Annotated in this window: 10 protein-coding genes; 4 read left to right on the top strand and 6 right to left on the bottom strand. The window is 58.7% G+C overall.

Annotation, left to right across the window (positions count from 1 at the left end; translation table 11 throughout):
• Positions 1-115: 115 nt before the first annotated feature.
• Positions 116-1,078 carry a class 1 fructose-bisphosphatase gene (locus GAO09_RS17150; protein WP_153355248.1) on the top strand — a complete coding sequence of 321 codons (963 nt, stop codon included), beginning with the start codon at positions 116-118 and terminating at the stop codon, positions 1,076-1,078.
• Between the two features lie 87 nt (positions 1,079-1,165).
• Here the strand turns inward: GAO09_RS17150 and GAO09_RS17145 are convergent, their stop codons facing one another.
• The gene (locus GAO09_RS17145) at positions 1,166-1,345 is read right to left on the bottom strand and encodes a hypothetical protein (protein ID WP_153355247.1); all 180 of its coding nucleotides are present in this window, start codon (positions 1,343-1,345) and stop codon (positions 1,166-1,168) included.
• A 202-nt stretch (positions 1,346-1,547) separates the two neighbouring features.
• On the opposite strand from GAO09_RS17145, the gene GAO09_RS17140 reads away from it, so the two are divergent.
• Entirely contained in the window at positions 1,548-3,002 is a 1,455-nt protein-coding gene (locus tag GAO09_RS17140) for an SMI1/KNR4 family protein (protein WP_153355246.1), read from the top strand.
• A 164-nt stretch (positions 3,003-3,166) separates the two neighbouring features.
• On the opposite strand, the gene GAO09_RS17135 is transcribed toward GAO09_RS17140, so the two are convergent.
• Positions 3,167-4,942 (bottom strand): serine aminopeptidase domain-containing protein, encoded by a 1,776-nt coding sequence (locus GAO09_RS17135; RefSeq protein WP_153355245.1) that lies wholly within the window; start codon positions 4,940-4,942, stop codon positions 3,167-3,169.
• 268 nt (positions 4,943-5,210) lie between these two features.
• On the opposite strand from GAO09_RS17135, the gene clpB reads away from it, so the two are divergent.
• Together clpB and GAO09_RS17125 are read left to right on the top strand one after the other, a co-directional pair.
• Positions 5,211-7,811: an ATP-dependent chaperone ClpB gene (gene clpB / locus GAO09_RS17130; RefSeq protein ID WP_153355244.1), complete on the top strand. Its 2,601-nt coding sequence runs from the start codon at positions 5,211-5,213 to the stop codon at positions 7,809-7,811.
• Between the two features lie 274 nt (positions 7,812-8,085).
• Positions 8,086-9,042, top strand: coding sequence for a LysR family transcriptional regulator (locus GAO09_RS17125; protein ID WP_209018749.1), 957 nt, complete (start codon positions 8,086-8,088; stop codon positions 9,040-9,042).
• Between the two features lie 29 nt (positions 9,043-9,071).
• On the opposite strand, the gene GAO09_RS17120 is transcribed toward GAO09_RS17125, so the two are convergent.
• The 4 genes from GAO09_RS17120 to GAO09_RS17105 form a co-directional block, all read right to left on the bottom strand.
• Complete coding sequence (locus tag GAO09_RS17120) at positions 9,072-9,659, bottom strand: DUF805 domain-containing protein (protein WP_209018748.1); 588 nt, start codon at positions 9,657-9,659, stop codon at positions 9,072-9,074.
• Positions 9,660-9,977: 318 nt separating this feature from the next.
• Entirely contained in the window at positions 9,978-11,372 is a 1,395-nt protein-coding gene (locus tag GAO09_RS17115; RefSeq protein WP_209018747.1) for an SMI1/KNR4 family protein, read from the bottom strand.
• A 143-nt stretch (positions 11,373-11,515) separates the two neighbouring features.
• The gene (locus GAO09_RS17110) at positions 11,516-12,133 is read right to left on the bottom strand and encodes a pyridoxamine 5'-phosphate oxidase family protein (protein WP_153355240.1); all 618 of its coding nucleotides are present in this window, start codon (positions 12,131-12,133) and stop codon (positions 11,516-11,518) included.
• Positions 12,134-12,216: 83 nt separating this feature from the next.
• The gene (locus GAO09_RS17105; RefSeq protein WP_153355239.1) at positions 12,217-14,166 is read right to left on the bottom strand and encodes a M23 family metallopeptidase; all 1,950 of its coding nucleotides are present in this window, start codon (positions 14,164-14,166) and stop codon (positions 12,217-12,219) included.
• Positions 14,167-14,653: the final 487 nt, after the last annotated feature.

Genomic DNA, 14,653 nt, shown 5'->3' with positions numbered 1-14,653 from the left:
ATTTCCGTCATATTGCAGTGCGCTATGTCATTTACCGAATGATGATCGATATTTACCGCAGTGCGCAAAATCATTACGCTTGCGCACAATCCAACCCAATCAGGAGGCGCTGCCGATGACGACGTTCGAAACCTTTCTTCAGGGCCAGAAACAGGCGGGCTTGAGCGATGACCTGATCGCGGTGATCCGCGAAGTTGCCGAAGCCACAAGAAAGATTTCGGACACGCTGAAGACGTCTTCGCTGGAAGGCCTGACCGGTGCGACCGAAGAGACCAATGTTCAGGGTGAAACGCAAAAGCCGCTCGACATTCTTTCCAACGATATTCTGCTGGATGCGTGTCGCACCCTGCCTTCGGTTTCCTTTGCGGTATCGGAGGAACTGGATGCGGAAGTGGCGATCCATGCCGATGGCAAATACGCCATTATCTTCGATCCACTCGATGGTTCTTCCAATCTCGATGTGAATGTCACGGTCGGCACGATCTTTTCGGTGATCGAAGCGAAAGAGGCGGCAGATATTCTCAAAAGCGGCCGTCATCAGCTGGTCGCCGGTTATGCGGCCTATGGCCCGCAGACGACATTGGTGCTGACCACCGGCAAAGGCGTACAGATTTTCACACTCAACGCTCAGGGCATTTACGTGATGACCACGGAGGATGCGAAGATCGTACCGGAGGCGAAGGAATTCGCCATCAACGCCGCACGGCGCGCCTCTTGGGATGATGTTGTGGCCGCCTATATCGAGGAGGCGATCGACGCTGGCCACAACATGCGCTGGGTGGGGTCGATGGTGGCCGATACGCATCGTATCTTCAATCGCGGCGGTGTGTTTCTCTATCCGGCCGACCGCAACAAGCCGACTTCGGGCGGCCGCCTGCGCCTGCTCTACGAAGCCAACCCGATCGGCATGCTGGTTGAAGCTGCCGGCGGCGAGGCGATCATCGGCGAAACAAAAATCCTCGACATCCAGCCGACAGGTCTGCATCAGCGCGTGCCGGTGATCTTTGGGTCGAGGACAGAGGTCGACAAGCTGGCGGCTGCTTATGCTGCGCGCAAGCTGGAAGCGGCTGCGGAATAGGATTTTTAGAAAAGGGAAGGCGGCGATGGCAGCCTTTCAAGCGACTTCAATGCCCGGGCGGACGACATCCCGTCCGGGCGAGTTTGTTCAGAACAGCGTCCGATGGCTTTCGCATTCGTCGCGCGCTTCGTCGAATTCATCGACATGGGCCTGCGCGAAAGCCTGAAATTCCGGATCGCTGATATGCTCGACGCCTTGCGGCAGGCCGTGATCGGCGATCATGGTCTTGAAGATGTCGATGAGCTGGGTGGATTTGTCTTCCGACATGGTGGTTACCTTCTTTCAAATGACGTGAAGCGCACCCCCGAGAAAGCTTCACATTTGTCATTTGGGTACGCGATTGCTGCGACAAAATGGCATTCAGCGATTTGTGATCGTCGGATCACGGCGGCGTGACGGCGGTGGTCGCTTTACTTTGCCTCTCCGGGTTCCAGATAGGCGGGTGACGCGAAGATTGCGGAAGGCGGGCATGAGCAGGATCGAAGATGCCGTGGCGGGCGTGCGCTACGAGAAAGACCCTTATTATCCCTATCGTTATGACCAGGAGACGGTCGATGAGATAGAGGCCATGCTCGGTCGGCCGCTTCCCGATGATCTGCGCTGGTATCTCCTGAATATCGGCCGGCTTGGTCTTGAATACGATCACAGTTCCCTGCTGGTTCGACGTGGCGAGGCGCTGCTGAACCTTCGGTTCAAGGGTATTGGCGACCAGGTGTTTGCCAAAAGCCGCTACGAGCACTTTCTGGAGCGCAAGGAGGGAGGCCTGCTGTCCGGTGACATGGCGCATTATTATCCGCTATGCGATATCGAAGGGGAAACCTACCCCAGCGTATCATTGCGGCTGCTGATCGACTTGAACGATGGTGCCTCATACGGCTCTATCTGGGGCGTGCGGCCAATTGGCTATGTTGACGACCAGACGCCGTCCGAGCCCATTCGCATTGCCGGTGATCTTTCGGAATTTCTCGGACAGATCGGTTCGGAGAGGTCGCTGCGCGACAAGGCGGAGAAACATAACGAGGCCTTGTTCACGCGGCTGTTCAGTGCCTATCTCGCTGCCCCTGCAATCTCTCCCACCAATGACGCCGATGGTGAAAGCCTGCTGCAGCATTTCTTCGCGCATCGCGACGCGACCTATTTTGACGGTTTGCGCAATATAGAGCTTGATCATTATGTCGGTGGGCGGCGGTTCGAGACGGCGGAAGAAATTGCCAAAAGTGTAGAGACGCTGACGACCTCTTTGCCGACCAATCCTTTTCATGGATCGACCGGTGTTCATCGCCAGAATATCAAATTCGGCAAGCCGGAAGCCTATTACGCCAATTTCGGCAGCGACCGGCTGACACCGGGTTTTACCAGCCTGACGGTGACGAGCACGATCGGCGAGGGGCTGAAATTTTCCGAGACCTATCTTCTATTCGAAGACCGCAAGGCTGGGGCCTGGACCATCGTGCGGCGGCTCAATGGGGTGATCGCCAATGTGAAGATCAAGGATGTCGGCACGTTCTGTTTCGATTCCACCTATAAATGGCACCTGAAAAAGAAGGTCACACCGACGTGGGCCGAGTTCAAGGTGGAGTTGGCGGTTGATGGCGAGGAGGCGGCGCTTACACCGCAGGTGATCGACTTCATCCGGGAGATCGTCGGTAAGTCAGAGTTTCGCTCCGTGTTCGAGGATCACGTCTTCCGGCTCTACAAGGACCGTTATTATCCGGATTTCGAGGCCATGGATGCCGAGGAAAAGACGGAATGGGCAAAGAATTTTCCGGATATCACAAAACCTTCCGAGATCTGGCCGCTGTTCGGCAAAAAGGCATCGATGCGTGTCCATGGTGATAACGCGTTCACGCTGCGGGTGGATACCGGCTTCGATCCTGAACATGGTCTGGACATGCGCGTCGAGGACTGGCGGATCGTCGGCTGAGGGGAGACGTGCCGATGGATGATTTCGTGATGGAATACGATCTGTTGGGCCTGCCGGAAAATACCAAGCTCGATCAATTTCCTGATCCGTGACGAGGATCCGGCGGAGTGCCGGCTCGACCGGATCCGGGCGGTGTACGAACAGAGCTAGGGTCGTTCACCGCTCTATGCGGGTGGTTCTGCCGGACATGTTTCCACCAAGCCGACGATCGCGTCGATATAGGCGGCGCGGGCATGGGAGTGCTGGAACGTGTGAGACGTGCCCGTCACGGTTCTAGGCGTGATCGTCGGATAGCGGTTCTTGCCGCGCCCGAAAAAATGCGCGTGTTCTTCCAACCCGATGTCGTCAGGGCTGTAGAGGATGGTGACTGGCACATTCCGGCGCTGCAGATCGGCAAAAGCGGCATAGACTGCGCGTTCGCGATTGCTAATCCCGCCGACCGCCTTGGAAAGCGGGCGCATGGCGTGCTGTTTCAGGCGCAATCCAATGGCTCTGCCCTTGCGCGCGAGATTGATCTCGCCACGCAGCGCCTTTTTCAGCGTTTTGAGGTCCAGAAACCGGCTGCCGTAATGTTTCAAGGTCTGTGTCTGCTCGGTCAGGGCCGAGACGATCGGGCGGTTTTCCGGCCAGAGGAACATCTCCGGATTGATGCCGACCATGCCTTTCAGACGCGGATCGCGCAGGCAGGACTGGAAGGCAAGATAAGCGCCGGTGCAGCGACCGGCGGCGACGATGGAGGTGGCGCCACGATTTTCCAGAAAATCCACGGCTTCCCACACGTCCGTCACCTGAATGTCGGTGTAGATGACATGGCCTTCGTGACCTTCTACGGCGGGGCTGTCTGCGACATTGGAGCAATCGAAGCGCAGGGTGGAAACACCCCGGCGGGCAAGGTCACGGGCGAGGCGAGCGGAATAACTGCCCCATCCGGCTTGTCTTTCATATCCGGCCGCGAGCAGAAGGACCTGCGCCTTTGTGGCATCTGGACCCTGTGCCGGATCGCAGGTGATGCCGAGCAGGCGGTTATTGCGCCCAAAACGCAGCGGGGTTTCGCGGTAACCGTCGCCGGTGTGGCTGATGCAGGCAGAAGGGACCTGCGGCGTGTCGCGTCGGATGTCCGGCAAAATGGTGGTGAGGGCAGCGATCCAGTCGGTAACCTGCCGAACAATCGCTTGCGGCACTTCTGCAAGAAGCGGGTTGGCGGTTAGCCGGTCATAACCTTCGAAGGGTTTCGTGGTCACCTCGGCGCCAAGCATTTGCAGGTGTTCCGCCAGTTGCGTATCGGCTGCGCGCTCCTGCCGAGCAAGGACGAGGATTTTTTCGGCAGGTGGTGCTTCGAGCTTCAGGAGGTTTATGCTTATGAGGCCGGTGGCGACACCGGGTGGGAGCGTGACCTGCGCGATGGCGTCTGCTTCGCTGTCGGGTCGAAGCGAGAGCTTTTCGACGCTGATCGACAGAAATGCGGAGAGCTCTCGGACGTGGGTGCGGCCAGAGGTCACCGGAGCGAGCAGAACCATGGCAGCGAGGCTGGGGATGTTTGATGCGATGGCGACTGGCGCGCCGATGCCCTGCGCGACGATGACGATCCTTTCGCATCCGGATTGTTGCCTCAGCTGGCTTGCAGCGAGATGAAGACTGCCGGTCCAGCTTTCGAAATCGGCTGCGGAAGTGTTGTCGGTCAGTGCATCGCCGGTGCCGGGATAATCGAAACGCAGGCTCGCGATACCCCGGTCACCGAGACTTTCGGCGATGAGGCGGATGAAGCGGCGGCTGCACAGGTCCTCGACACCGAAGGAGGTGGCAATCAGGACGGCGATATCGCGCGGTGTGCCTTTCGCCGGTTCGAACAGGCCGATGCTGCCGGCAAATAGCAGTGGTTCTGCAGCGGGCCGCGTTGCCTGCGCCGCGTACTGGCCTTGATGGCCGATGAATGTATGCATGACCGGACCGCGCCCCCACAATGCCCAATCCCTGCATTTATGCAATTTTCAGTTGCGATTTGATTAAGGATGGGTGGTGAAGGCTAGGCCGCGTGACAGCATTAACAAGGACATGCGAAATGCTGGAAAATACTCCTTTAAATCCGCAAAAGCCGCTCCCATATTTTTGTCGAGGCCGCTGAGCCGGCTTTGGGCTTGCCGCAATCGGGAGCCCGGTTCCAATCGTCGTTTCGTGCCTTTCGGGCGAGGCGATTTCAGGAGGTAAGACATGAACATCGAAAAGTATTCCGAACGGGTGCGCGGTTTCCTGCAGTCCGCCCAGACCCAGGCGCTGTCCGATGGCCACCAGCAGTTCGCTCCCGAACATGTGCTGAAAGTGCTGCTTGATGACGACCAGGGCATGGCTTCGGCGCTGATCGAACGCGCCGGCGGCAACGCCAAGGAAGCAAAGATCGCCAATGATGCGGCGCTGGCCAAGCTGCCGAAAGTGTCCGGCGGCGACGGGCAGATCTATCTGTCACAACCGCTCGCGCGGGTGTTTTCGACTGCCGAAGATGCCGCCAAGAAGGCCGGTGACAGCTTCGTCACAGTCGAACGCCTGCTGCTGGCGCTTCTCATCGAAAATTCCGCCTCTACCGCTGCCAGCCTGAAAAAGGCCGGCCTGACGGCGCAGGGCCTCAATCAGGTGATCAACGACTTGCGAAAAGGCCGCACCGCCGACAGCGCCAATGCCGAACAGGGTTTTGACGCACTGAAGAAATATGCCCGCGACCTGACGGCTGACGCGCGCGACGGCAAACTCGACCCGGTGATCGGCCGCGACGATGAAATCCGTCGCACGATCCAGGTGCTTTCGCGCCGGACCAAGAACAATCCGGTCCTGATCGGTGAACCCGGCGTCGGCAAGACGGCGATCGCCGAAGGTTTGGCGCTGCGTATCGTCAATGGCGACGTGCCGGAAAGTCTCAAAGACAAGCAGTTGATGGCGCTCGACATGGGTGCCCTGATTGCCGGCGCCAAATATCGCGGCGAGTTCGAGGAGCGGCTGAAAGCTGTCTTGAACGAAGTGCAGTCGGAAAACGGCAATATCATCCTGTTCATCGACGAGATGCACACTCTGGTGGGTGCTGGCAAATCCGATGGCGCGATGGATGCGTCCAACCTGCTCAAACCCGCTCTTGCGCGTGGCGAGCTGCATTGCGTTGGTGCGACCACGCTCGACGAATACCGCAAGCATGTGGAAAAGGATCCAGCACTTGCCCGTCGTTTCCAGCCGGTCGTCGTCGATGAGCCGACGGTCGAGGACACGATCTCGATCCTGCGCGGCCTGAAGGAAAAGTACGAGCAGCATCACAAGGTGCGCATCTCGGACTCGGCGCTGGTTGCTGCCGCGACGCTTTCGAACAGATACATCACGGACCGGTTTTTGCCGGACAAGGCGATCGACCTGATGGACGAAGCCGCTTCGCGTCTGCGTATGCAGGTGGATTCGAAGCCCGAAGAGCTGGACGAACTCGACCGCCGCATCATGCAGCTGAAGATCGAGCGCGAGGCCCTCAAGAAGGAAACCGACAGCGCTTCCGCTGATAGGCTGACCCGGCTTGAGACCGAAGTGACGTCTCTGGAAGAGCAGGCGGATGCACTGACAGCTCGCTGGCAGGCGGAAAAGCAGAAGCTCGGCCTTGCCGCCGACCTGAAGAAGGAACTGGACGACGCTCGCAACGAGTTGGCGATTGCCCAGCGCAAGGGTGAGTTCCAGCGCGCCGGTGAACTGACCTATGGCGTCATTCCCGAACTGGAAAAGCGCCTTGTCGAAGCCGAAGCGCAGGATACCTCTGCCAATGCCATGGTGCAGGAAGTCGTTGATCCGGACGCGATCGCCCATGTCGTGTCGCGCTGGACCGGCATTCCGGTCGACAAGATGCTGGAAGGCCAGCGCGAAAAGCTGCTGCGGATGGAGGACGAACTGGCATTGTCGGTCGTCGGTCAGGGTGACGCGGTTCAGGCCGTGTCGCGAGCCGTTCGCCGTTCGCGTGCGGGATTGCAGGATCCGAACCGGCCGATCGGCTCGTTCATCTTCCTCGGCCCGACCGGCGTCGGCAAGACCGAGTTGACCAAGTCGCTGGCGCGTTTCCTGTTCGACGACGAGACCGCGATGGTGCGCCTCGACATGTCGGAATATATGGAAAAGCACTCCGTCTCGCGGCTGATCGGCGCCCCTCCGGGTTATGTCGGTTATGACGAAGGCGGCGCCTTAACCGAAGCGATCCGGCGCAAGCCCTATCAGGTCGTGCTGTTCGACGAGATCGAGAAGGCGCATCCGGATGTGTTCAACGTTCTTCTGCAGGTGCTCGACGACGGTCGGCTGACGGACGGGCAGGGCCGCACGGTGGACTTCAAGAACACCATCATCATCATGACCTCGAACCTCGGTTCCGAGTTCCTGACGCAGATGAAGGATGGCGACGACAGCGACAGCGTGCGCGAACTGGTGATGGGGCAGGTGCGCAGCCATTTCCGGCCGGAGTTCCTGAACCGCGTCGATGATATCATCCTGTTCCATCGCCTGAAACGCGATGACATGGGCGCGATCGTCGATATCCAGCTGCAGCGTCTGTTGCAGCTTCTGGCCGATCGCAAGATCGAACTGGAACTGGATGACGATGCCCGCATCTGGCTGGCCGACAAGGGTTACGACCCGGTTTACGGTGCACGTCCGTTGAAGCGGGTGATCCAGAAGTTCGTTCAGGACCCGCTGGCCGAAGATATTCTCGGCGGCAAGATCCCGGATGGGGCGACCGTCAAGGTGACGTCGGGGTCGGATCGGCTGCTGTTTCGCGTCAGGGGCAGCATGAGTGAAGCGGCGTAAGGTTGCTGCGAAGTTCGAGTGAATAGAGAAAACCGCGCCGGGTGACTGGCGCGGTTTTTGTTTTCCTATCGGCGATCGAATTGCGTCCAGTCCCGACGATCCGGTGGATGATCGATATTCACGTCATCCAGGAGACAAGGCGGAATTTCGGGTCTGCGCCATGTGCGTCGATGAAGCCGACCGAGGCACCATTGCCAGAATGCATCAAGAAGCCTCATAATTCTGCTCCGTCTCAACAATGCCTCTGCCCTATTTTGTCGAGGGAGGAAAGCGGATGGAAACGAAGTCTGGTCATCCCGATCATGATGAAAATCGATGGATGCGGCGTGGTCTGCCGCCGTGGCCGGTGTTGATATCCTTCATCGGCGTGGTGGAAAGCGGCAATGTCACCAAAACGGCCTTGAGGCTCAATCTCACCCAGAGCGCGGTCAGTCATCACATTGCGCAGCTGGAGCGTTTTATTGGCGACCGGTTGTTCGAGCGATCCGGCAAGATGCTGAAACCGACGGCAAAAGCGAAAGTGTTGGCCGCCGAATTGCGGGTTGGGCTGCGGGCTCTGTCCGACAGGGTCGAGGAAGCACGTCCGTCACCCGGTCGTCCGGATCTGCATGTCGTGGTGGCGCCCGAGCTTTATCGTCATTGGCTGGAACCGCGGCTGAACGTTTTTTTGATATCGCATCCGCATGTCCGGTTGCGGATCAGCCAGGATTATCGGCGTGATGCGCTTGTCGAGGACGATGCCGATCTTCACCTCCGGCTCGGCCGCCCGATGGCAGGGGAGGTGGGAACCCCGCTCTGCGCCGATTCCGAATTCGTCGTCTGTTCACCGGGGCTGGCCAAAAGCCTGCCGCCGAAACAGGCCTTCGCTGTCGCGCCGTTTCTGACACATGCCGATGCCTATCACACCAGCCTCGACTGGCGGCGCTGGCTTTCGGAGCTGTTTGGCGTGAATGGCGAACGTTGGCTGCAGGACCATCTTGCAAAGACGGTGGTGCTTGAAAATTTCGAGGAGATGCTGGCCGCCTGCCGGAAAGGGGAGGGGTTTGCGCTTGTCCGCACCATTCTCGTTGCCGATGAAATCGCCTCGGGGCGGTTGGTGAGGGCGGTAACGGAAACGCTGGCGGCCGATGTCAATTACAGCCTCGTCCATAGATCGGGCATCGGTTTGAGTTCTGCGGCCCAATCGTTCATCGGCTGGCTTGATGCAGAAGCCGCGCGGCTGGAGCCATAGTATCGGGTTTTAGGAATATTGCCCCGCGCCTACAATCCGCGACGCCCGAAGGCCGGTTTGGCATGCATCTGCGGCTGCCGGGCCGCGCGAACAGGGGCGAGTTCCGGTGACGCATATTGCGCAACGGCCGGTGGCGACGGAATGGCAATGTCATCCCACGGGGTTCTGGCAACTCGATCACCGCCCGGCATGTTGTCGAAAGACGGTGGCGGACCATTGCGTGGAAACGTGTCGCCCGGCATGAACAGGAGGAGAAGTCCGTTCAGGATCTGCGAGACGATGGACAGGCCTGACAGGAACAGTGCCATTGCCACGTTGGCTGAAGCCATGATCGTCAGATGGAGCACACCATAAAAGGCTATCAGTCCGCCGATAACGAAGAGCGGGCTGAGGCCGATGTCGCGAATTCTTGCCGCCTGCATGCTGAGCGACATCCAGAGAAAAGGCAGGAGGAGCAGGATCACCAGGGCAAAACCGCCGATGCCGGCCCCCGTCGCCGCCATCGCGGCAAAAAGAATGCCGCCAATGAGGCCGGCAACCAGACTGATGACAATGGTCGTGACGAAATACTGAAGTCTGTTCAGGCGTCCGCCGAACATGAATAAAGTTTCAAACATCCTCAACCCCTTGAGCGAATTGAGGTGGATGACATCATGAAATCCATTAGGGTCTTTAAACCGGATTTCTCGCATTTGAAGAAATGGCGTTTTATACTTTGCTCCGGGTCGATATTGACCGTCGCATGTGACTGACAGGATGGATTTATCCGGTTCTCAACCTCTCTATTTCGCATTCCGGTTCGGCAATCCGCCGATCCTCTGCACCGAGCGCCTTTTCCACGGACGGGGCCTAACCAGCCTGCGCAGCTTTCGAGCTATTCCGAGTTGTCGCTGATCATGGCTTAGATCGTAGGCCGTGCAAAACCGTCCACTCCGTCAATCATCGTCATCCGCGTTTTCCTCGTCATCGGGCGGATAGATGTTGAAGAGATCCAGTGCTTTTTCGTCCTTGGTCATGATGCCGCGCAACAGCCTGTCCTTCATGACGGCAAAGCTCGGTTGCTCGTAGACGAGTTCGTACAAGCCGTCATGGTTCCAGACGTAACAGCGACCGTAACGTTCGCCCGGTTCCGTGTGCAGGAGAAGCAGGTTGCTGGCGCCGGCCGGCTCGGCAATCGGAATGAGGTGGTCGACCGACACGCCATGGTCTTCGCGAAAAGCCTCGGCTGCATCCTCATCTCCCATGCGGTTGACGAAGCGCAGAAAATCCGCGCGCATGTCGATCTGCTGTGCGGGGCCGGCAAATTTCAATACCGTATCTTCGTCCGGCATGCGCACAAACAGGGTGCTTTCACCCCGCTTCATGAGAAACTGCCGATAATCTTCAGGGTAACGGAAGCCCATTTTTCGCTCAGCCTCGGCGATCGATGCCTCATCCGCCGGCGCCGACGTACCGCTCCAGCGCCATGTTGCCCGCCGGGCGGCCGTGTCTGCGGCACGGTATCGGGCATAGGCCTGATAGGATGGGCGTGCGGTAAGGCCGGCCAGGGATTTCAGGCCGGCACTGCGATAGATCAGGTCGTAGGCATCGCTTTCCTGTTCTGGAAAATAGTTGCAGATGATCGTGGCGTGGACCCTCAGGCGGTAGCGGCTCCAATCCGCTGCCTTGGCGGTGATGATGGCATCAAGCGCCGCTTTGGGGTCGAAACCGGCGCCATCGGACAGATAGGCCAGCGCCAGCAATTCGAATACCTCGCCCTTGAAATGGTTTTCATGGATCGACCAGAGATAACGCGAGCTCGATCCCGCATCGGATTTCATCCAGCGGCCACTTGCTGCTTCCGCCAGTTTCAGGGTTTCCGGTGAGCTGATGGCATTGGCGTGATAGGCGCGCAACCATGCCAGGACAGGTTCGGTTTCCGCCGGCGTGTCCTTCAATGCGCGAAGACGATCGGCCTGAGCATCGGGCTCATTCGCCAGGGCCGACATGATCGCCTCGTCAATGGCCTTCTGCCAGTCCGGTTTCGGCGTGAAGTCGCCGTTCAGCTTGCGCAGCGTGTATTGGGTGTGGTGTGTCTCGATATAACCCGCATCCAGAAGCTTTTCGGCTTCACGCCGAAAGGCGGCAATCGACTCGGCTGTATTGGCGAATTCCTCGCGCAGAAACTCCTTCGGCATGGCGTTCCGGATCTTGTCTTGAAGGCTCCAGTCGAGAGCCGGAGTGTCGGGCTCGCGCAGGTAGATGCCCATGAGGATGTCGGTGTCGTAGGCCAGAAGAAGGAGGCGGTCATCGTCGCCCGGATGTTTGTGAAAGAATTTTGCGAGATACATTTCGCTCCGCTTGTGCATTGTCGGCCGGTGCCGGTGAAATCGGTCAATTGCGATCGGTGATCTAGCGGATGAGGGAGCGATAACAACGCGTTGGCGCGAGGCCGAAGTAAGATAGGGTATATTCCGAAGCCGTTTAGCGGATTCTAGCGTGCCACCAAACGTGCCACTTCCCGCTCCAGTTCGGCAATCCGCCGATCTTTTGCCGATATCGCCGCTTCCACGGCAGAAGCCTCGAACATCTGCGGGATATGTTGCGGACAGTTGACGTCCCACGCCGAGACGGAGATGACGATCGCCTGTTCGATCCGTGCGGCATAATCCGGCGGCGTCAGGCGCGCGATCAGATCCGCATCGTCCTCGACCACTTGGGCCGTACCCCAGATTTTAATGCGGCGGCGATGGGCATAATCCATCAGGAACAGTTGCACTCTCGGGTTTTCGGTCAGGTTGCCTTGTGTCACATATTGCCGGTTGCCCGCGAAATCGGCGAAGCCGAGTGTCCGCTCATCCAGAACATGCAAAAATCCGGGCGGTCCGCCGCGATGCTGGATATAGGGCTGGCCATCGGCACTGGCGGTGGCCAGATAGAAGCTGATGCGGCTTTCGATGAACAGTTTCAGATTTTCCGGGATGTCTGTCTGCCAGGAGCCGCCTTCTTCCATGTGCGCATAGGCGCGCCGCGATCCCTTTCGGCTCTGGATGGCTTTCACCGCCGGGGTAAAGGCGACATCGCTGGAAAACACGGTTTCGGCATCGCTCATAGCAGATCTCCGACGGCAAAATTGCCGGCGGCCGGATTATGCGAAACTGTCTGATGTTTGCAAAGTGGGATTGATGGGCCGGATTACCGGCTTGCCACCTGATCGCCTGGCTGTCCGTTCGGCCCGAGCAGCGTGTCGACACGCTTGCGCTCCTGTTCGAAGCGGGCGAGCGCCTTGCCGCCAAGCGATTTTCCGCCGGGCAGGCGCACCTTCAGCGGGTCCACCTTGGCGCCATTGACGATCAGCTCGTAATGCAGATGCGCGCCGGTCGACTGGCCGGTCGTGCCGACATACCCGATCACTTGGCCCTGCGTTACCCTTGCGCCTTCGCGCACGCCCTTGGCGATGGCGCTCTGGTGATTGTAGGAGGACACATAGCCATTGCCGTGGCGGATCATCGTCTGGTTGCCGTATGTGCCGGCCCAGCCTGCCTTTTCCACCACACCGTTGCCGGATGCGATGATCGGCGTGCCGCGCGGGGCGGCCCAGTCCGAGCCGGTATGCATGATCGACCGGCCTAGGATCGGGTGACGGCGCATGCCGAAACCGGAGGTGAAACGCCCATTCGGAACCGGGTTGCGCAACAGGAACTGTCGGACGCTCTTGCCGTCCTGATCGTAATAATCGACCGAATTGTCGTCGGTGTTGAGGAAACGATAAAACCGCGTGTTGCTGTCGCCGAATTTGGCGTTGACATAAAGCAGCTCGGAACTGGCTGTCGCCTGTCCGCTCTGGTCGGCCACCGAGAAAAACGCCTCGATCGTGTCGGTCGGCTTCAGCTGTGCCTGCAGGTCGACATTGCTGGCCAGAAGCTTGACGAGCAGCGCCGTCATGTCCGAGGTCATTCCGTAGGAAAGGGCGGCGCGGTAAATGCCGTCATATACGCGGGGCAATTCGCGGCCGGCAATCATCGGCGGAGCACTGTCGTCGAAGGCGGTATCGACGGCATCGAGCTTCATCGGCTCCTGGCCTTCGATGAAGCGGCCGCGATCGTCGAGCGCGATCGTCATCTGGTGCTGGCCGCGCTTGTAGATACTGGCGCGCACGATCTGCACCATATCGCCTTCCTGAATGAGGCCGATACGCAAAACCTCGCCCTGCGACAGGTTGTCCGATCCGAGATATTCCGAAAGACTGCCGGCAAGCTCGGTTGCCTGCGCCTTGGGATAACCGACGGTGGTCATCGCTGCGACGATCGTCTGGTCCTGACGCACCGGGATGACGTCATCGGCATAATCCCGGGTTTTTGGCGTGACCGGTTCCGGTTCCGACACGGTCATGTTTTCCTCGACGACACGAGCCGACAGAAGATTGGAGGTGTCGAGATGATCGTCGTCATTGTCGAAGCGGCGCGGATCGACATAGGCAAGGCCCGAGACCTGGCTGTTGCCGGCGGTGAGCAGTGAACCGTTGGTGCGAACGTTTTCCTCGACCTCGTCAAGCGACATGCCGGGCGCATAGGTATAGGAGCCGCGGGTGGACGGGAAAGGAACGGTTTGCAGGCTGACATCGCTGTCGACCTGAGAGCCATAGATCAGGCCGGTACGATTGACCGGCGCATCATCGTCACCGCTCTTCTCTCCGGTGGAAAAAATCGTCAGCGGGTTGAAGGACGGATATTCCTCAGCGGCAACGTGGTTGGCGGCCAACTGCATCTTCACATGCGAAAACGGCTGGCGGCGGATGATTTCCTTGGCGCCCTCATGCACGACGGTCGCCACGTCCATAACCTTCCGGTCGGTCGGCATGGCAACGATGTTGGCGCCGATAAGGCGTTTGCCGCGGGTTGCGCCGTCATTGTCATGCGCCTCGGGCACGGAGGCATAGGCTTCAGCCGGAATGGCCAACTGCTGGCGACCGTCCAGGGCCGCAAACAGTGCGACGCCCATAAGGATGGAGGAGGTAATGCCGGTCAGAAACGTGCCGGACAGCCAGCGCAATGAAATCTCGCGACGGTCGGGCGCGCGCCGGCCATCCGCAAGGATGGGGGCTTCGTTGCCGAGCGATCGGATCATGTTGCGGGGTGTCATCATGCCACGTCTAAACCAATTTCCCGTCGAAAACGGGCCCGTCCTGTTTTTACGCCATTCTATATGAGGCTGCTTGGCTGCAAGATGTGCCCTTTTCAGGGCTTTGAGTCAAACAACTGCCGGCCTTTGCCGGTCAACCTGATAGAGGGTTCCTGTATAATGGGTATTTCTCCCTCTCTATAGTGCGTGAGGATTGAGCGAAGCATGCCGAGTGGTTTGCGCGCGCTCGAGTCCATCACGCCAACAGCCAGACCATCAGATTGTGATTTTGTCGGGGCAGGACGGTGGCAAGGCACAGTTTCTTAATGAGTGGATGACGGTAGCGCACAAACTAGGCTGTATGCCGCTTGATATTAGCAGTGATTTAAGCGCTAAAATGCTGATTTACAGATTATATCGTTTAAATTCAAACACTTGTTTGATTTTTGCATTTTTATGAAATTGTGGCATTGACGTTTTCGGGTGTGTGGGACTATAACCCGGTCACTGA

It is taken from the genome of Endobacterium cereale, assembly GCF_009617585.1.
Classification (GTDB): domain Bacteria; phylum Pseudomonadota; class Alphaproteobacteria; order Rhizobiales; family Rhizobiaceae; genus Neorhizobium; species Neorhizobium cereale.
This window is presented reverse-complemented; position numbering and strand designations above follow the sequence as displayed.